The organism is Elstera sp. (genome assembly GCF_044372965.1).
Lineage (GTDB): Bacteria > Pseudomonadota > Alphaproteobacteria > Elsterales > Elsteraceae > Elstera.
Genome location: NZ_JBILQX010000016.1, coordinates 1 through 18,366 on the forward strand (window position 1 = coordinate 1; position 18,366 = coordinate 18,366).

22 protein-coding genes are annotated in these 18,366 nt (G+C 59.5%); 18 read left to right on the forward strand and 4 right to left on the reverse strand.

Annotated features, from left to right (window positions below; translation table 11 throughout):
• The 8 genes from ACIQ36_RS04025 to ACIQ36_RS04060 form a co-directional block, all read left to right on the forward strand.
• Positions 1–1,138: AMP-binding protein (locus tag ACIQ36_RS04025; protein WP_395826163.1), on the forward strand; the 1,138-nt coding region annotated here is incomplete at its 5' end.
• A 12-nt stretch (positions 1,139–1,150) separates the two neighbouring features.
• Positions 1,151–2,044 (forward strand): branched-chain amino acid ABC transporter permease, encoded by an 894-nt coding sequence (locus ACIQ36_RS04030; RefSeq protein ID WP_395826165.1) that lies wholly within the window; start codon positions 1,151–1,153, stop codon positions 2,042–2,044.
• Between the two features lie 18 nt (positions 2,045–2,062).
• Entirely contained in the window at positions 2,063–3,133 is a 1,071-nt protein-coding gene (locus tag ACIQ36_RS04035) for a branched-chain amino acid ABC transporter permease (RefSeq protein ID WP_395826167.1), read from the forward strand.
• A 62-nt stretch (positions 3,134–3,195) separates the two neighbouring features.
• The gene (locus ACIQ36_RS04040; protein ID WP_395826169.1) at positions 3,196–4,473 is read left to right on the forward strand and encodes an ABC transporter substrate-binding protein; all 1,278 of its coding nucleotides are present in this window, start codon (positions 3,196–3,198) and stop codon (positions 4,471–4,473) included.
• A gap of 61 nt (positions 4,474–4,534) precedes the next feature.
• Positions 4,535–5,374: an ABC transporter ATP-binding protein gene (locus tag ACIQ36_RS04045; protein ID WP_395826171.1), complete on the forward strand. Its 840-nt coding sequence runs from the start codon at positions 4,535–4,537 to the stop codon at positions 5,372–5,374.
• 1 nt (position 5,375) lies between these two features.
• Positions 5,376–6,596, forward strand: a complete 1,221-nt coding sequence (locus tag ACIQ36_RS04050) for a phenylacetate--CoA ligase family protein (protein WP_395826240.1) — start codon at positions 5,376–5,378, stop codon at positions 6,594–6,596.
• 96 nt (positions 6,597–6,692) lie between these two features.
• On the forward strand, positions 6,693–6,809 hold the full coding sequence (locus ACIQ36_RS04055) for a DUF4160 domain-containing protein (RefSeq protein WP_395826173.1): 117 nt from the start codon (positions 6,693–6,695) through the stop codon (positions 6,807–6,809).
• Positions 6,810–6,896: 87 nt separating this feature from the next.
• Positions 6,897–7,145, forward strand: coding sequence for a DUF2442 domain-containing protein (locus tag ACIQ36_RS04060; protein ID WP_395826175.1), 249 nt, complete (start codon positions 6,897–6,899; stop codon positions 7,143–7,145).
• Here ACIQ36_RS04060 and ACIQ36_RS04065 read toward each other — a convergent pair.
• Complete coding sequence (locus ACIQ36_RS04065; RefSeq protein ID WP_395826244.1) at positions 7,038–7,322, reverse strand: hypothetical protein; 285 nt, start codon at positions 7,320–7,322, stop codon at positions 7,038–7,040. The genes ACIQ36_RS04060 and ACIQ36_RS04065 overlap by 108 nt on opposite strands.
• A gap of 101 nt (positions 7,323–7,423) precedes the next feature.
• Here ACIQ36_RS04065 and ACIQ36_RS04070 point away from each other — a divergent pair, with 101 nt between their 5' ends.
• A complete protein-coding gene (locus ACIQ36_RS04070) occupies positions 7,424–9,019 on the forward strand; it encodes an isocitrate lyase (protein ID WP_395826177.1) in 1,596 nt (531 codons plus the stop codon).
• Positions 9,020–9,138: 119 nt separating this feature from the next.
• Here ACIQ36_RS04070 and hemF read toward each other — a convergent pair whose 3' ends face one another.
• Both hemF and ACIQ36_RS04080 read right to left on the reverse strand, forming a co-directional pair.
• Positions 9,139–9,990, reverse strand: coding sequence for an oxygen-dependent coproporphyrinogen oxidase (hemF, locus tag ACIQ36_RS04075; RefSeq protein ID WP_395826179.1), 852 nt, complete (start codon positions 9,988–9,990; stop codon positions 9,139–9,141).
• A gap of 10 nt (positions 9,991–10,000) precedes the next feature.
• Positions 10,001–10,465 (reverse strand): tRNA (cytidine(34)-2'-O)-methyltransferase, encoded by a 465-nt coding sequence (locus tag ACIQ36_RS04080; protein WP_395826181.1) that lies wholly within the window; start codon positions 10,463–10,465, stop codon positions 10,001–10,003.
• 119 nt (positions 10,466–10,584) lie between these two features.
• On the opposite strand from ACIQ36_RS04080, the gene ACIQ36_RS04085 reads away from it, so the two are divergent.
• From ACIQ36_RS04085 to ACIQ36_RS04125, 9 genes are all read left to right on the forward strand, one after another.
• Positions 10,585–10,722: a hypothetical protein gene (locus tag ACIQ36_RS04085; RefSeq protein WP_395826183.1), complete on the forward strand. Its 138-nt coding sequence runs from the start codon at positions 10,585–10,587 to the stop codon at positions 10,720–10,722.
• A 258-nt stretch (positions 10,723–10,980) separates the two neighbouring features.
• Positions 10,981–11,538, forward strand: a complete 558-nt coding sequence (petA, locus tag ACIQ36_RS04090; RefSeq protein WP_395826185.1) for a ubiquinol-cytochrome c reductase iron-sulfur subunit — start codon at positions 10,981–10,983, stop codon at positions 11,536–11,538.
• 22 nt (positions 11,539–11,560) lie between these two features.
• Positions 11,561–12,811, forward strand: coding sequence for a cytochrome bc complex cytochrome b subunit (locus tag ACIQ36_RS04095; protein ID WP_395826187.1), 1,251 nt, complete (start codon positions 11,561–11,563; stop codon positions 12,809–12,811).
• Positions 12,811–13,584, forward strand: coding sequence for a cytochrome c1 (locus ACIQ36_RS04100; RefSeq protein ID WP_395826189.1), 774 nt, complete (start codon positions 12,811–12,813; stop codon positions 13,582–13,584). Before ACIQ36_RS04095 ends, ACIQ36_RS04100 begins: the two co-directional genes overlap by 1 nt.
• Positions 13,585–13,862: 278 nt before the next feature.
• The gene (locus ACIQ36_RS04105; protein ID WP_395826191.1) at positions 13,863–14,189 is read left to right on the forward strand and encodes a PadR family transcriptional regulator; all 327 of its coding nucleotides are present in this window, start codon (positions 13,863–13,865) and stop codon (positions 14,187–14,189) included.
• Entirely contained in the window at positions 14,186–14,758 is a 573-nt protein-coding gene (locus ACIQ36_RS04110) for a DUF1700 domain-containing protein (RefSeq protein WP_395826193.1), read from the forward strand. Before ACIQ36_RS04105 ends, ACIQ36_RS04110 begins: the two co-directional genes overlap by 4 nt.
• Before the next feature lie 32 nt (positions 14,759–14,790).
• Positions 14,791–15,498, forward strand: a complete 708-nt coding sequence (locus ACIQ36_RS04115; protein WP_395826195.1) for a GIN domain-containing protein — start codon at positions 14,791–14,793, stop codon at positions 15,496–15,498.
• A 223-nt stretch (positions 15,499–15,721) separates the two neighbouring features.
• On the forward strand, positions 15,722–16,609 hold the full coding sequence (locus ACIQ36_RS04120) for an S-methyl-5'-thioadenosine phosphorylase (protein ID WP_395826197.1): 888 nt from the start codon (positions 15,722–15,724) through the stop codon (positions 16,607–16,609).
• A gap of 15 nt (positions 16,610–16,624) precedes the next feature.
• Positions 16,625–17,464 carry a VOC family protein gene (locus ACIQ36_RS04125; RefSeq protein ID WP_395826199.1) on the forward strand — a complete coding sequence of 280 codons (840 nt, stop codon included), beginning with the start codon at positions 16,625–16,627 and terminating at the stop codon, positions 17,462–17,464.
• Positions 17,465–17,478: 14 nt separating this feature from the next.
• On the opposite strand, the gene ACIQ36_RS04130 is transcribed toward ACIQ36_RS04125, so the two are convergent.
• Positions 17,479–18,285 (reverse strand): hypothetical protein, encoded by an 807-nt coding sequence (locus ACIQ36_RS04130; protein ID WP_395826201.1) that lies wholly within the window; start codon positions 18,283–18,285, stop codon positions 17,479–17,481.
• Positions 18,286–18,366 lie beyond the last annotated feature (81 nt).

Genomic DNA, 18,366 nt, shown 5'->3' on the forward strand with positions numbered 1-18,366 from the left:
TATGCGCGAGATCGGCCCGACCTTCGCGTTGCTCGCGCCGCGCGTCTGGGAGAGCATCGCGGGCGACGTGCGCGCTAAGATTATGGATTCGAGCCGCCTGAAGCGGGTGATGTACGAGTTCGGCATGAAGCTCGGGCAAAAGGCCTTGGCCGATGGGCGGCGGTCGGCCTTGGCGGATTTCATCCTGTTCCGGGCGTTGCGCGACCGGCTAGGCTTCACCCGCCTGCGCTCGGCGGCAACCGGCGGCGCGGCCTTGGGGCCAGATACCTTCAAATTCTTCCAGGCGATGGGCGTACCGTTGCGCCAGCTCTACGGCCAGACCGAGACGATGGGGGCCTATACTATCCACCGGGCGGGGGAAGTGGATTTCGATACGGTCGGGGTTGCCTTCGATAATACGATCGATATCCGCATTGATGCGCCGGACCAAAACGGCATCGGCGAAATCGTCACGCGCCATCCCAATATGTTCACCGGCTATTTCCGCAACGAAGCGGCGTCGCAAGCCGATATTCGCGACGGTTGGATGCATACGGGCGATGCGGGCTACTTCGATAAGAAGGGCCATTTGACGGTGATCGACCGTATCAAGGATATCGCCACCACCAGCAGCGGCGCGCGCTTCTCGACCGCCTATATCGAAAATAAGCTGAAGTTCAGCCCCTATGTGGCCGAAGCGGTTATCTTGGGCGATCACCGCGATTATTTGGCGGCGATGATCTGCATTCGCTATCCGGTCGTCTCCAAATGGGCGGAAAAGAACCGGATTTCCTTCACGACCTATTCCGATCTATCGGCGAAGGATGAAACCTACGCGCTGCTGCACCGGGAAGTGATGAAGATCAACGAAGGGCTGCCGGAGTTCCAGCGTATCCGCAAGTTCCTGCTGCTCTATAAGGAACTGGATGCCGACGATGGCGAGTTGACGCGCACCCGCAAAGTGCGGCGCGGCGTGGTCAACGAGAAATACGCCGACATTATTCAGGCCGTTTATGGGGATGTGGATATCGTTCCCATCGACACGACCATCGTGTTCCAAGACGGCACCAAGCAACGGATTAAAACCAGCGTGCGCGTGATCGATCTGCGCGAAGCTTCTGGCAGAGCCAGCGGCGGTGCGCGACCACGGGCGGCATAGGGGGGCACGAAGATGGATCTTACCCTGCTCGGGCAACTGCTGCTCAACGGCTTGATCGTCGGCACGCTCTACGGCGTCGTCGGCATGTGTTTCGTGCTGATCTATAAGGCCAGCCAAGTGGTCAACTTCGCCCAGGGCGAGTTTTTGCTGATCGGGGCCTGGGTGTGCTGGTTTTTCCTCACGAAATACCAGGTGCCCTTCTTCATCGGTTTCCTGCTCACCCTCGCCTTCATGGCCGCCTTCGGCGTGCTGTTGCAGGTGGTGGTGCTGCGGCCTTTGATTGGGGAGCCGATTATCTCGGTCATCATGGTCACGATTGGTCTGTCCATCGTGTTCCAGGCCGCGATGAAATGGGGCTTTGGCGTCTACGCCCAAGCCTTCCCGCAGATTTTCGAGAAGCAATCCTTCAGCCTCTTCGGCTTGCAGGTGAAAACCGCCTATGGGCTCTCGCTGGCCGTTTCGGTCGTCATCATGGCCGGGTTTGCCTATTTCTTTAAGTATACGCGCTATGGGCTTGCCATGCGGGCAACGGCCTATAACCAGCAGGCGGCGCAGAGCTTAGGGATTTCGATCAAACACGTGTTTGCGCTCGCCTGGGCAATTTCGGCGATGGTGTCCACGGTTGCGGGTGTTGTCGTTGCGCTCGTGAATGGTGTGTCGTCGGCGCTGTCGGCTTTCGGGATCAAGGTTTTCCCGGCGGTGATTCTCGGCGGGCTCGATTCGGTGATCGGCGCGGTCGTCGGCGGGTTGATCGTCGGTCTCTTAGAGAATTTCGCCCATTACATCGACAGTCAGTTCCTCAACTGGGGGAACATGTACGAGGTGGCGCCGTTCTACGTGCTGATCCTGATTTTGATGATCAAGCCGTATGGCCTGTTCGGCACCAAAGATATCGAGCGCGTTTAACCTTTCAGGGGAATGATCATGGCTGGTGTAAGCATGCGCCCTTGCGGGGACTTCCGAACCACCTACGGGGCGGATACGCATATTTTCGATACACGGAACTCGTTTTTGTTTGCGGTGCTGGGGGTGGCGCTGCTCATCGTCTCGCCCTTCATTCTCAGCAATTACCTGCTCTCGCTGTTCATCCAGATCGGCTATTACGCGATTGCCGCGCTGGGGCTGAACATCGTCGTTGGGTTTACTGGGCAGATTTCGATTGGGCACGCGGCGTTCTTCGGCTTTGGGGCCTTCGCCTCGGCCTGGATCAGCAATCACGGCATTCCGGTGTTCTTCGCCATTCCGCTGGCGGGGGTGATGACCACGGCGGTGGGGCTGTTGTTCGGCCTGCCCGCAGGGCGGTTGAAGGGGCTGTATCTTGCTATCGCGACGCTGGCGGCGCAGATCATCTTGCAAGATTTCTTTGCGCGGGCCGAATGGTTTACCGGCGGGGTTGCCGGGGCGCATGCGGAGCCTTTTTCGCTGTTCGGCTATCAGTTCACCAATGATAAGAGTTACTTCTACGTCGTGCTCTTTTATCTGGTGATATCCTTCGTTGCGGTTGCTAACTTGATGCGAACCCGCGACGGGCGGGCCTTAATCGCCGTGCGCGACCATTATTTGTCGGCGGAAATGATGGGGATCAACCTGATGAAATATCGGGTGCTCTCCTTTGGTCTCTCGGCCTTTTTCGCGGGTATCGGCGGGGCGCTGTCCGCCCATTACGCCCAGTTCGTTTCGGTCGAAGGCTTTACCATTCTGCTGTCTATCCAGTTCCTCGGTATGATCATCATCGGCGGTTTGGGCTCGGTGATGGGCACGCTGATGGGAACGGCCTTCATGGTGCTGCTGCCCGAAGCGATGGACGCGGCGACGCGGTTGCTGTCGGGGACCTTCATCGATACCGCCTTGGGCCTGCGGGCGAATGTCTCCTATTTGCGCGAAATCGCCATCGGGTCCACGATTATCCTGTTCCTGATCTTCGAACCCGATGGGCTCGCTCATCGGTGGAAGCAGATTAAGGCTTACTGGAAGCTCTACCCCTTCTCTTACTAAAAAAAGGCGCAAAGCCAATAAGAGACTGGGCCTCAACGCACACAATCCACTGGGAGGAAACTATGCGCGTTCAACAATTACTCACCGCGACTGGGCTTGTTCTGGCGCTCGCCGTTCCGGGCGTCGCCGCCGCTCAAATCAAGATTGGTCATTTGGCCGATTACACCGGCGGCACGTCGGACATCGGCAAGCCGTTCGGGGAAGGCGTGGCGGAAGCCTTCGCCCATATCAATGCCAATGGCGGCGTGAATGGTAAAAAGGTCGATATCGACACGGTCGATTACGGCTACCAAGTGCCGCGCGCGCTGGCGACCTATAAAAAATGGACCGGCGAAAGCCCGAAAATCTCCGCCATCATGGGCTGGGGCACGGCCGATACTGAAGCTTTGGTGAATTTCGTCACGCAGGATGAAATCCCCTACCTCTCCGGCTCCTACGCGGGCCAGTTGACTGACCCGATGAAAAAAGGCCCGCGCACGGAAAAGGCGACGCCCTATAACTTCTTCTACGGGCCGAGTTATTCCGATGCGGCGCGCGCAATGGTGCAGTGGGCCGCCACCGACTGGAAAGCCAAGGGCAAGGCCGGTGCGCCGAAATATGTGCACATGGGCGCGAATCACCCCTACCCGAACGCCCCTAAGGCCGCCGGGGAAGAAGCCGCTAAGGCGGCGGGGTTCGACGTGCTTCCGGCCATCCAGTTCCCCCTCGCGCCGGGTGATTTCACCGCGCAGTGCCTGACGCTGAAGCAATCGGGCGCGAACTACGCCTATTTGGGCAATACGGCGGCGTCCAATGTCGCCGTCATGAAGGCCTGCCAAACGGCGGGGCTCGATATTCAATTCCTTGGCAATGTTTGGGGCGTTGACGAAAACGCGCTGAAGGCCGCCGGGATTGCTGGGAATAATGTCGTCTATCCCATGCGCACCGATGTTCTGTGGGGCGCGGATGTGCCCGGCATGAAGCTGGTGCGGGATATCGCCAAGCGCTCCGATGCGGCGGGCGGCTATCGGTCGCTGCACTATGTGGCCGGTATCTGCGCCTCCTACTACATGAAGGAAGCGCTGGAATGGGCCGATAAGAACGGCGGCGTTTCCGGCCCGAACGTGAAAAAAGCCTTCTATCAGAAGAAGGATTGGGTTCCGGCGGGCCTTGAAGGCGTCTGCCGTCCCGTCACCTGGACCGAAGACGATCACCGCCCGACGCTGGACGTGGCCCTGTTCAAGACCACCGTGTCCGGGAATACTGATGCCGCCCTGCCGGACCTGATCGGCAAGGTGATCAAGCTTGAAAAAGCGGCGGACGTGAAGCTGGAACGCAAGCTCGACCTGCTCGGCTGGTAAATTCTGCCACCCCCGGTCTCTCGTACAGAGGGGCCGGGGGCTGCTGGGAAAGGGGAGAGATGTGACCCAAGTTGCCCAAAAGTTGGATGCTCCGAAGCCGGACGCGGCCCCGCCGCTGCTGTCGGTCAACAATATCGAAGTCGTTTATAGCGACGTGATTCTGGTGCTGCGCGGCCTAAGCCTTGCCGTGCCAGAGGGGGAAATCGTCGCCCTGCTCGGCGCCAATGGCGCCGGTAAATCGACGACGCTGAAGGCGATTTCCGGCCTACTGAAGGCCGAAGACGGGGCGATCACGCGCGGTTCGGTGCAGTTTCGCGGCGAGACGGTGAGCGGGCTCGATCCTGGCCAAATCGTCCGGCGCGGCATTTTTCAGGTGATGGAAGGCCGCCGCATCGTTGCCGATATGACCTGCCGCGAGAATCTGCTGCTGGGGGCCTTCACCCGCCGCGACCGCGAAATCAATAGCGATATCGACCGGGTTTATGAGTTTTTCCCGCGCCTCAAGGAGCGCACGGGCCTTGCAGGCTATCTCTCGGGGGGCGAGCAACAGATGCTCGCCATTGGCCGGGCCTTGATGGCGCGTCCAAAACTCATTCTGATGGATGAGCCCTCCATGGGCCTGTCGCCGCTGCTGGTGAAGGAAGTTTTCTCGATCATCCGCCAGATCAACCGCGACTTGGGCGTGACCATTCTGCTGGTGGAGCAAAACGCCCGCATGGCGCTGTCCTGCGCAAGCTACGGTTACATCATGGAGCAGGGCAAAATCGTGCTCGATGGTACTGCCGAAGAACTCGCCAATAATGAGGATGTAAAGGAATTCTACCTCGGCGGCGGGGGCGGGGAAGAGCGGCGCTCGTTCAAGAACCTGAAATCCTTCAAACGCCGTAAACGCTGGATTTAAGATTGTGAGCCATTTCGACGCCCTCGAAACTGAAACGCCCGAGGCCCGCGCAACCCGCCTCTATGGGCAACTGCCCGGGCTGATCGCGCTGGCGCAAGCCAAAGCCCCCGGTTTGGCGCTGGCGGGCGTCGATCCGGCCACGATTACCGACGGCGCGGCGCTGGCGACCCTGCCGCTCATCCGCAAGTCCGACCTGATTGCGGCCCAGGCGGCGAACCTGCCCTTCGCGGGGCTGGTCACGCGTCCGCCAGGCCAGTTGAAGCGGGTTTTTGCCTCCCCCGGCCCGATCTACGACCCCGAAGGCGAGCGGGCCGATTGGTGGCGCTTTGCCCGCGCGCTCTATGCCGCCGGGTTCCGGGCGGGCGAGATTGTGCATAATTGCTTCGCCTACCACTTCACCCCGGCGGGCTCGATGATCGAAACCGGCGCGCATGCTTTGGGCTGCGCCGTGTTTCCCGGCGGCGTTGGCAATACCGAACAGCAGGTAAGGGCGATTGCCGATTTGCAGCCTGCGGGCTATGGCGGCACCCCGTCCTTCCTGAAGATCATTTTGGAAAAAGCCGCCGAGCTTGGCACGCCGTTGCCCTCCCTTAAAAGGGCGCTGGTGTCGGGCGAAGCGCTGCCGCCGAGTTTGCGCGCTTGGTTCGCCGAGCGCGGGGTTTCAGTGCTGCAATGCTATGCGACCGCCGATCTGGGGCTGATCGCCTATGAAAGCGCCGCCGATGCGGGGATGATCCTCGACGAGCAGGTGATTGTTGAAATTGTTCGCCCCGGTACGGGTGATCCCGTTGCGCTGGGCGAGGTGGGGGAAGTGGTCGTGACCTCCTTCAACCCCGATTACCCGCTGATCCGCTTTGCGACCGGCGATCTGTCGGCCTTCTTGCCGGGGCAAAGCGCTTGCGGGCGCACGGGCCTGCGCTTGAAAGGCTGGCTGGGCCGGGCCGATCAAACCGCCAAGATCAAGGGCATGTTCGTGCATCCCGCCCAAGTGGCGGAGGTGCTGAAACGCCATGGCCTCACCAAAGGCCGCTTGGTGATCGAAAAAGACGGCGATTTCGATCTCGCCATTCTCTCCGTCGAAAGCGCCGATGCGGCGGTTTCAGGTGCGGTAACGGAGAGTTTTCAGGCCCTGTGCAAGCTGCGTGCGACGGTGCTCATCGTCGCGCCGGGAAGCCTTCCGAACGACGGCAAGGTGATCGACGATAAAAGGCCGATTGGCTAAGGATGTTGCGGCGAATCGCTTCTTGATCGAGAGTGCGATACCGTCTTGGACTGGCCTACCGGTTTGGTCAAGGATCTGCAAAGGCGAGGTTAGCCAATGCCGACGATTTTTCGGGACGGGAGTTATCGATTTTTCTTTTACAGCGATGAGGGTAACCCACGCGAGCCGCCCCATGTCCACGTTCGGCAGGGAGGGGATGAGGCGAAATTCTAGCTTATAATGAAGGCTTCGACGCTAGAACGCTGAACAGGCTTCAGATACTCGTTGAGGATCATAGAACCAAATTCGAGGGGGCGTGGCATGAGCATTTCGCCTAAGGCACTTCGTTTTGACGCCGACACAATGTGGGTGGAACTCACGGACGGTCGGACGGTCGGTGTGCCCCTAGCGTGGTTTCCGCGCTTGCTTCATGGTTCGCCCGAGCAGCGCGAAAATTACGAGTTAAGCCGCTTGGGAATGCATTGGGAAGCTTTGGACGAGGATATTTCTGTTGAAGGTATCCTTGCTGGTCGGGGCGATCAAACACGCCTCCGAAACACGGCTGCATAGGGCTAGCGCCACGCCACGGCGGCGCGCACCGCCGTCACCAAAATCAGAGCCAATAAAAAGCAGGAAAGCATCGTCGTTTTCCTGGCGGCGGCCCCTGCGAACGCCAGGTTGCTGAGAAGGTTTCGGGCAGAGTGGATATTTTGTTTTTTGAAAAATATTTTCAAACAGACAATTCATTTTTGTAACATAACGTACAAATACACAGTTTTCTCTCGCAGTGCATCATTTCGCCCTGTAAGGTCATGTCTATCGGAAGACCCCCACTGCGGAGAAGAATGATGCCCTACCGTTCTACGATTGAAGATGCGCAAAAAACCATTCAAGCAAATGACACGTGGAATGGTGTGGAAGCCGAGGCGGTGGCCCGGATGCGCCTGCAAAATCGCTTCCGCACGGGGCTCGATATTGCCCGTTACACGGCCAAGATTATGCGCGAAGACATGGCGGCATTTGATCTGGACGCCAAGAACTACACGCAGTCGCTCGGGTGCTGGCATGGTTTCATCGGCCAGCAGAAGCTGATTGCGATCAAAAAGCATTTCGGCTCGACCAAGGGGCGGTATCTCTACCTCTCCGGTTGGATGATTGCCGCACTGCGGTCTGACTTCGGCCCGCTGCCCGACCAATCGATGCATGAAAAGACCAGCGTTCCGGCGCTCATCGAAGAACTCTATACCTTCCTGCGCCAAGCGGACGCGCGTGAACTCGGCATGATCTTCCGGGATCTTGATGCGGCGCGCGCCGCAGGCGACGAGGTTCGTCAGCGCAAATTGCAGCAGTCCATCGATAACTACCAAACCCATGTGGTGCCGATCGTCGCCGATATCGATGCGGGTTTTGGCAATGCCGAAGCAACCTATCTTCTCGCCAAGAAGATGATCGAAGCGGGCGCCTGCGCGCTGCAAATCGAAAACCAAGTTTCCGATGAAAAGCAGTGTGGCCATCAGGATGGTAAAGTCACCGTTCCGCACGAAGATTTCATCGCCAAGATCCGGGCCATTCGCTACGCCTTCCTGGAACTCGGCGTGGATGACGGCATCATCGTTGCACGCACCGACTCGCTCGGCGCGGGCCTGACCAAGCAGATCGCCGTTAGCCATAAGCCGGGCGATATCGGCGACCTTTACAATTCCTACCTCGATTGCGAGGAAGTGGATGGCGCAACCGCCCAGAATGGCGACGTTATCCTCGTCCGTGATGGTAAGATGATGCGCCCGAAGCGCCTACCGTCCAACCTGTTCCAGTTCCGTCCAGGCACGGGTGCGGATCGGTGCGTGCTCGATTGCATCCATGCGCTTCAGCATGGGGCCGATCTGCTGTGGATCGAAACCGAAAAGCCGCATATCGAGCAAATCGCCAGCATGGTGGACCGGGTCCGGGAAGTTATTCCGAACGCCAAGCTGGTCTACAATAATTCGCCGTCGTTCAACTGGACGCTCAACTTCCGTCAGCAGGTTTACGACGCCTGGAAGGAAGCGGGCAAAGATGTTGCCGCCTATGACCGGGCGAAACTGATGAGCGTCGATTATGATACGACCGAATTGGGCATTGAGGCTGATGAACGCATCCGGACGTTCCAACACGACGCCTCGCAGCGCGCTGGTATCTTCCATCATCTGATTACCCTGCCGACCTACCATACGGCGGCGCTTTCGACCGACAATCTCGCCAAGGAATATTTCGGTGACCAAGGGATGCTGGGGTATGTCGCCAATGTGCAGCGCAAGGAAATCCGCGAAGGGATCGCCTGCGTTAAGCACCAGAACATGTCCGGTTCCGACCTCGGCGACGACCACAAGGAATATTTCTCCCGCGAAGCCGCATTGAAGGCCGGGGGCGCGCACAACACCATGAACCAGTTCGCGGCCGTCTAACCAACCGCCGATCAGGCTCAGTGCGCGTAGACGATGCGCGCACCGAGGTGCTTCAGAAAACGCATCAGGCCGGAACGACAGTTCCGGCCTTTTGTCATGCTTGGTTTAAGTCGTTGTTCTTATGGCCAGGCTACGGCGGGCGGCAGCGACATGAGAATCGCCTCCACATTGCCGCCGGTTTTCAGGCCGAAGGTGGTGCCCCGGTCGTAGAGCAAGTTGAACTCTACATAGCGCCCGCGTTTCACAAGCTGGGCGTGGCGCTGCGCGTCGGTCCAAGGCTCGTTCAGGCGGCGGCGGGCGAGGGTGGGGTAGGTGTTGAGGAAAGCGGTGCCGACATCGCGGGTAAAGGCGAAATCCGCCTCCCAATCGCCGCTATCGAGTTGATCGTAAAAAATCCCGCCGATGCCGCGCGGCTCATCCCGATGCTTTAGAAAGAAGTAGCGGTCGCACCAGTCTTTAAACTTGGGGTAATAGGCCGGGTCGTGGGCGTCGCAAGCGGCGCGCAGCCCGGCGTGGAAGGCCTCGGTTTCGGCATCGTCGGGGAACATCGGCGTCAAATCCGCCCCGCCGCCGAACCAGCCTTTAGAGGTCACAATCATCCGCGTGTTCATATGCACGGCGGGCACGAGCGGCGAGTGCATATGGGCGACGAGCGAAATGCCGCTGGCCCAAAACGCGCCGGTTTCGCTGGTGCCGGGGATCTGCTGGCGGAACTCTTCGCTGAAGGTGCCGTGGACGGTGGAGATATTAACGCCGACTTTCTCGAACACCCGCCCGCGCATGAGCGACATCACGCCGCCGCCACCGCCCTCGCGGCTCCACGGTTTACGCTCGAAGCGGCCTGGAGCCTTATCCGCGAGCGGTCCTGCGGTGAGATCCTCTTCCAACTGCTCGAAGGCGGCGCAAATTTGGTTCCGCAGGCTCTCGAACCAGGCGGCGGCCCTGGCTTTGCGCGATTCAAGCTCGGTCATCGTCAACTCTCTAAGAACATCCCAACTGCAAGAACCCATCGGTCTGGCGCAGGGCCTCGCTAACCGCAATGGCCCCTGCGATGGCGACATTTAACGAGCGGGCATTGGGACGCAAGGGAATACGAACGCGGCATTCGGCGGCCTCGGCCACATCGGGCGGCACGCCCGCGCTCTCGCGGCCCAGGAGCAGCCGGTCTTCGGGCATAAACTGCGCGTCGGTCAGCAGGGTTTCGCCCTTGGTCGAGAGCACGATCAGGCGGCCCGCGTGGGGGAGAGCTTGATAAGCAGTCCAAGACATGTGCCGAGTGAGGTCGACCTGATCGAGATAATCCATCCCGGCGCGGCGCATATGCGGGCCGCCGAAGACGAAGCCGCAGGGCTCGATCAAATCGACCGGCAAACCAAAACAGGCGGCAAGACGCAGCAGCGTGCCGGTGTTCTGGGGGATATCGGGCTGGAACAGAATGAGGCGCATGGCGGGCAAGATTACCGGAACATGGCGGGGAATTAACGGGATTTCTGCGGGCGAGAAGCGCAGGTTTCCTCTTGTCCTTCCCCTTGGACATTTATGATTTCAGGGGAGCCGAGAAAGATATGGAACGCTTCTTCTTTGCCGCAACGCTGTTCGTTATCGCCCTCGCCGGGGTGCTGGCTGCAACCAGCCACGGCGGCACCTTGAGCCTGTCCGATATCGCGCCCAATCCCGCGCGCATCGCAGCCTTTACCCGTTAGAGCTGCCAGCCCCATCCCAGCGCGACATCCGAGCGCTTTGCAAATCGGGGGAATTCCTTTATACCCGGCTCTACGCTCGGTCGGTCTGCCGGGATACGTGTGGGGAATCTGCTGGAAACTGTCATACGATGGTTGCCTGCGGCGTCCTGTCGCGCTTTCCTTCTTCCGGATTACTTTATGTAGCTGGGAGCAGATCGGCTCCGATACAAGGCCTGAGTTTAGGGGGCCTGCTACAAGGGACGCGCGAGGACGGATCATATGGCTCAGTCTGCCAATCAAGCCCAAGGACATGCCGCAGAAACCGGCGAAACCCGCCGTGATTTTCTCACCCTCACTGCTGGGGCGATGGGAGGGATCGGGGCTATCGCCTTCATTCTTCCGTTCATCAACAGCATGAATCCGGCGGCTGACACGCTGGCGCTCGCTTCGACGGAAGTCGATATCGGCGCAATCAAAGTCGGCCAAAGCGTGACGGTTACCTGGCGCGGCAAGCCCGTGTTCATCCGTCACCGCACGGAAGAAGAAATCAAAACCGCCGAAACGGTCGCTTCGACTGAATTGCCGGACCCGCAGGCCGATAAAGACCGCGTGAAAAAGCCGGAATGGCTGGTTCTCGTGGGCGTTTGCACGCACTTAGGGTGCGTTCCGAACGGCCAGAAGGTTGGCGAGGCCAAGGGCGATTTCGGTGGCTGGTTCTGCCCGTGCCACGGGTCGCACTATGATACGTCGGGCCGCATTCGCAAGGGTCCGGCACCGCGCAATCTGGAAGTGCCACAATATGCGTTCCTGACGGATACGACGCTGCGCATCGGTTGATGGGTCGGGAGGGGTTCAAAGAATGAGTACGACAGGCAAGCAAAATGGCCTGGTGAAATGGATCGACAGCCGCCTGCCGATCTTCACCCTGCTGGATCATTCAGTGGGCAGCGGCTATCCGACGCCGCGCAACCTGAATTATTTCTGGAACTTCGGTTCCTTGGCCGGCGTGGTGCTGGTGGTGATGATCCTGTCTGGGATCTTCCTCGCCATGAACTACACCGCCCATGTGGATTTCGCCTTCAATAGCGTCGAGCGCATCATGCGCGACGTGAATGGCGGCTGGATGATCCGCTATATCCATGTGAATGGCGCATCGATGTTCTTCATCGTCGTCTATATTCATATTTTCCGCGGTCTCTACTACGGGTCCTACAAGGCCCCGCGCGAGTTACTGTGGATTCTCGGCGTCGTGCTGTTGCTCTTGATGATGGCGACCGCCTTCATGGGCTATGTGCTGCCGTGGGGCCAGATGAGCTTCTGGGGCGCGACCGTTATCACCAACCTCTTCTCGGCCTTCCCGATTGTCGGCGAATCGATTGTGACGCTGCTGTGGGGCGGGTTCTCGGTGGATAATCCGACGCTGAACCGCTTCTTCGCACTGCATTTTCTGCTGCCGTTCGTCATCGTCGGCGTGGTGATCCTGCACATCGCGGCGCTGCATCAGTTCGGCTCGAACAATCCGCTCGGCATCGACGCGAAGAGCGATAAGGACAAGATCCCCTTCCATCCCTATTACACGGTCAAAGACCTGTTCGGGATCGGGGTTTTCGCGATCATCTTCGCCTTCTTCGTCTTCTTCGCACCGAACTTCTTCGGCGAGCCGGATAATTATATTCCGGCAAACCCGATGCAAACCCCGCCGCACATTGTGCCGGAATGGTACTTCCTGCCGTTCTACGCCATTCTGCGCTCGATTCCGGACAAGCTTGGCGGCGTGCTCGCTATGTTTGCCGCGATTGGCGTGCTGGCGGTGCTGCCGTGGCTTGACACCTCGAAGGTCCGTTCGACGAAATTCCGTCCGGTTTACTTCTGGTTTTTCTGGCTGCTGGTGCTGGATTGCTTCGTCCTGGGTTGGGCCGGTGGTAAGCCTGCCGAAGGCATCTATGTGGTCATCAGCCGTATCGCGACTGCTTACTACTTCCTGCATTTCCTCGTTGTGCTGCCGCTGCTGGGTAAGCTTGAAACGCCGAAGCCCTTGCCTTCGTCGATTGCGGCGGCGGTTTTGGGTAGCGGAGCCGCGCCAGCGGGTGCCCGCATGGAGAAACCATAATGTTGAAAAAACTCGTTCTGGCGGCCGGGCTTGCGTTCGGTCTTGTTTCGGGCGGTCTGGTTTCGGGTGCGCAAGCGGCTGGCGGGGAAGTTAGCCTGCCGAAGCAGTCCTGGGGCTTCTACGGCGTGTTCGGCACCTATGACCGGGCGGCGGCGCAACGCGGCTTCCAGGTCTATAAGGAAGTTTGCGCGGCGTGCCATTCGCTGTCGCTAGTCTCTTACCGCAATCTGCGCGACCTTGGTTTCTCGGAAGAGGAAGTAAAGGCGATTGCGGCGGCCTATAAGGTTACGGACGGCCCGAACGATGCCGGTGAAATGTTCGAACGGGCCGCCCGCCCGTCCGACCGCATCGTAAAGCCCTATCCGAACGAAAACGCCTCACGCGCGGCGAATAACGGTGCCTATCCGCCCGATCTGTCGCTGATCAATAAGGCGCGCGTCGGCGGGCCGGATTACATCTATGCGCTGCTGGTCGGTTATGAAAAAGCTCCGGCGGACGTGCAACTTTTGGATGGGCAATACTATAATAAGTATTTCCCCGGTCTAAAAATTGCGATGCCGCAGCCGCTGAACGACGGTCAAGTGACCTTTGCCGACGGCACGCAAGCGACCGTCGCCAACATGTCTCACGATGTGACGGTGTTCTTGAACTGGGCGGCCGAGCCGGAGTTGGAGAAGCGTCATCGGTTGGGCGTGCAGGTCATCCTGTTCCTTATCGTGGCCACGGGCTTCTTCTATGCGGCCAAGCGCCGCGTGTGGGCCGATATCCACTAAGCCGCTTTTCACGGCTGAAAGACCGCGCAAGCCGGGCAAAACTGCCCGGCTTGTTGCTTTTTAGGGCTTCTGATTAAACCCGCGAGGCTGGCGCGCGCATAGCCAATCGTGTCACCTTGGCGCGGAGCGATAGCGCTCTCGCCCAAGTTCTTTCTGACCTTAAGAAGGCTTATGGCTCACCTGCGGCGCATCGCGGGGGGATGCCCGTCAAAATTTCAAACTAGTATCTTGCATAAACAGGTAGCTTGTTATATTCATTTTCCAGAGCAGAGGTGTTCATGACCGATTCGATCCAAGTTCAATTGCGAAAAGGCGCGCTGGATCTTTGCGTCCTAGCAGTGCTGTCGCGGGGGGAAAGCTATGGTTATGAAATCGCGAGCACCCTAGTCGCCGCTGTCGGCATGGGGGAAGGTACGATCTATCCGCTCATGCGCCGGATGCAGAATGACGGTCTAGTCGCTACCCGCATCGTCGAGTCCAGCAACGGGCCGCCTCGCAAATACTATGGGCTCACGCCGCAGGGCAGGGCAGTTTTCGACGCCCATCGCCGTGATTGGCGCGCTTTTGCGACCGCCGTTGATAAACTTCTTGAGGATATACCATGACCAAGGACGCTTTCTTGCGCGCGCTGCGACGGGGACTAGCCGGTCTGCCGCCTCAGGAGATCAATAATATTGTCGCCGACTATGCGGCCTATTTCGCCGACTCCGACGCGACTGGGCGCAGCGAGCAGGATGTTGCGGCGGCCTTGGGTGATCCGGCCAGGATTGCCCGGGAACTGCGCGCCGAACTCGGGTTGCGCCGTTTCGAGGCCCATTGGAGCGTGTCGAATTTGCTGGCCGTGGTGATCGCGCTCGCTGGCCTTGCCATCGTCGATATTCTCTTTCTGGTCCCGCTACTCCTCATAACGCTGGTTACAGCGCTCGGTCTCGGTATCGGACTAGCGGTCATCGGCGTCTCGGGCGTGACGATCGCCCTCACCACCTTGTCATTTCATTTGAGTGGACCCGTGAGTTCAATAATTGGGCACTTATTAATTAGTGCGGGACTTGTAAGTTTATTCATCGGGGGCGGTGCTTTGTTGCTCATGGGCCTCGGTGCGGGAATACGCATCCTGGGCCATTACGCACGTTTGCATTTTCGATTGGCTCACTTGGACCGGGGTCCTGTGTGAGTTTGCATACCATCCGTTGAAGGAGCCGGAAATTGGCTAGAAAATTAACATTGGTTGCAACGACGGGATTGATCGGTGCCGCCGTTTTTCTCACCCTGGGGGTCGGACTCTCGGGGCGAGGGTGGGCTGACGCGCGGAAATTGTGGGGAGCCTTGCCGTCCACCTGTGGCTCCAGCGTATCGGGGGGCGAGAAAGTTACCCTGCCGTTTGTCGCGAGCGACAGTCTCGTCATTGATCTGCTGGCGTCGGTCCAGTATCAACCGGGCGATACAGCGACGGCTGTCGTCAGTGGCGATCCTGCGCTAATCGAGCATGTGCGCATAGAAGGCGGCCGACTAAGCTTGGATTGTGATCCCGGCCTATTTGCCTCAAGGCTCGATGTTAGCCTGTCAGCCCCCGCGATCACGAACTGGGAATTGCTCGGCAGTAGCGCCTTAAGCTTATCGCAGATCAACCAGCATCAGCTAAAGCTGAGCATCCGGGGAAGTGGTAACGTGACGGCTGCCGGGGCGGTCGATACGGTTAAGGTGGACATGGCGGGGTCAGGGACCGCGCGGCTCAACGGCCTGACAGCGAAGTCCGCAGAGATTGCGATTCGCGGTAGTGGCGACGCGCAAATAACCGCACAAACAGAGGCAGATGTTACGATTTTGGGCAGCGGCAGTGTCGAGATATTCGGCCACCCCATCCTGCGGCGTTCGGACATTATGGGGAGCAGCAGAATCGTGCAAGTGCGATAACCTGCACTGAATTGGCGACCGTTACACGGTGATCGTGGCGTTCGAGCAGGGATCAAAACGCGCGTCCACCCCTTCCCCGATTTGAACGCGCAGCCCCCTCCCCACCAATGGGAGGCCTTGCGGGTTGACGCCCTCGCCGAATCAAAGAACTCTCTAGCGCGCGCGGCGTTTGAGCGGCGGGCAAGAGCACGGACTTCCGGCCAAAGGCAGTCGAGAGGAAATAATGGCGGATCAGCACACAAAAACACCGATCCTCGGTGTGATCGGCGGTAGCGGGGTTTATAGTCTCGATGGGCTGCATGGGGCCGAATGGGGCGATATCCACACGCCCTTCGGCGCGCCGTCCGACGCGCTGTTGGTGGGCGAGCTTTCGGGTGTGCGCATGGTCTTCCTGCCCCGGCACGGGCGCGGGCATGTGCAAACGCCGAGCACGGTGAATTACCGCGCCAATATCTGGGCGATGAAGGCGCTGGGCGTCACCGATATTCTGTCGGTCTCGGCGGTGGGCTCCCTCAAAGAAGATTTGCCACCGGGCACCTTCGTGCTGGTCGATCAATTCATCGACCGCACGTTTGCGCGCGAGAAAAGCTTCTTCGGCCCCGGCTTGGTTGGGCATGTGCCCTTGGCGCATCCGATCTGCTCGCGTTTAGGCGATGCGATTGCGGCGGCTGCCGAGGTGATCGGCCAGCCGATCCGGCGCGGCGGCACCTATATGGTCATGGAAGGGCCGCAATTCTCGACGAAAGCTGAAAGCGAACTGTATCGGTCGTGGGGGTGTTCGGTGATTGGCATGACCAATATGCCGGAAGCAAAATTGGCTCGCGAGGCCGAGATTTGCTACGCCAGCATCGCCATGGTCACGGATTTCGACGGTTGGCACCCCGATCACGACGCGGTGACGGTCGATCAAGTGGTCCGCGTGGCGGGGCAGAATGCCGCGAAAGTGCGGCACTTGCTGCAAGCCACCGTGCCGTATTTGGCCGCCCCGCGCACCCTGTGCCGCGACGGCTGCGATACGGCGCTTGAACACGCGATCATGACCGCCCCCGCCCAGCGCGACCCGGCAATGCTGGACGCGCTGAAGCCCCTTCTGGCGCGGGTTTTAGCCTAAGAAAGGAGACGCCCGATGTCGGGTCTCGATCATTTGATTTATGGCGTTGCCAATCTCGAAACCGCGCGGGAGCAATTCCGCCGCCTTGGCTTTGTCGTCACCCCGCGCGGGCGGCACAAGGGTTGGGGAACGGCCAATTACTGCGTGATGCTCCGTCAGGGCTATCTCGAGCTCCTCGGCATTATCGACCCGAGCCAGTTCAGCAATAATCTCGACCGCTTCCTGGCGAAACACGGTGAGGGGTTGCTCGGGATTGCGCTGGCGACCCAAGAAGCCGGGGCGCTTGCAGCATCCCTCACCGAACGCGGCCTGCATCCCGATGGCCCCCATGCCCTCGCACGCCTGCTGGAAACCGAGGGCGGCGCGCCGGTGGAGCCCGCCTTCTCGCTGCTGCGCCTGCCCCCCGAAGAATTGCCCGCGATCAACGGCTTTTTTACCCAGCACTTAACCCCTGAGTTACTGCGCCAGCCGGGCTGGGATACCCACCCGAACGCCGTGACGGGTATCGCCAGCGTCACCATCGCCGTCGACAACCCCGAAGCCGTGGCCTGTGCTTATGAGACGATCTACGGTCGCTCTGCCGTGGTTCCGACCGACGACGCCTGGGCGGTTCATTTGGGGGACGGCAGCGTGCTGCTGTTCGTAACGCCGGAAGAAGCCGCGACCCTTTATCCGCCGCTCACCGACCTTCCGGAAAGCCCGACGATTGTGGCGACGGCATTGCGCAGCGCGGACCTAGCGCAAACCGCCGCCGCTCTAACCGCCAATGGCGTTACCTTCGACAGCTTGCCTGGCTCGGTCCTGCGCGTCGCGCCGGTGCAGGCCTGCGGCGGGGTTCTGGAGTTTATTGGGTAGGGCGGGGCTGGCTCTTACTTCTTGAAATACGCTTGCACAGCCGCCCATGCAGCGGTTTGCAGCTTGGTCGCGACCTCATCGGGCAGATCGGCGGTGTAGCGATTCCCCTCCGGGGTTTTGCCGAAGAGCGTCGCGTAGGTCGTGGCGGCGGCGAGATAAGTGCCAGCCAAGGTTGGGTGGCGCTTGTCTTTCTGGTACAGGCCGATTTCGGGGAACTGGCCTTGGGCTTTGGCGAACGCCAGCCCGGCGGGGATCACCAGGGCCTTTAGTTTATTGCCCACTGCTGTGTACGCATCGGCCAGTTCACCCGTCATTTCGGGAACGTTCTGATAGGCCCAGGACATGAACAACACCGGCTCCGCCCCATTGGCGCGCACGGTTGCGGCGTGTTTTTCGGCATACTCCACGAAGAGCGCCTTCAGTTCCGGATGCACCGGGCATTGGCTGCAATCCATCATGATGGCCACATCGAAGGGCTTTTTGCCTTTGGGAGTGAAGATCACTGTGTTCTTGGCATCGAAACTGTAGCTACCGACCGCATCGGGGCGGAAATAGGCGGCAACATCGTGCCAATTGAGGCCGGATGCGCTGATTGTTGCTGAAACAGAACGAAATTCATTCTTGGATTCAGCGCGCAAAACGAACTCGCGAACGTGGGCATGCAGGCTGTTGTTATAATAAAAGAAGCTATTGCCGACATAGAGCGCCGAATAGGGCGTTTGGGCGAGGGCCGTTACGTCGGGCTTAACGTCGGCGGCGGCAGGCAAGACGCCGAGCAAACCCGTCAGCAGGGTAATCGTACAAAGAACAGACCGTAGCATAACCTCTTCCCTCTCAAAGATCGGCTAAAAAACCGAGTGTCATTGGGCTTCGGAGGCTTAGGCTAAGAGTAGACTATGACA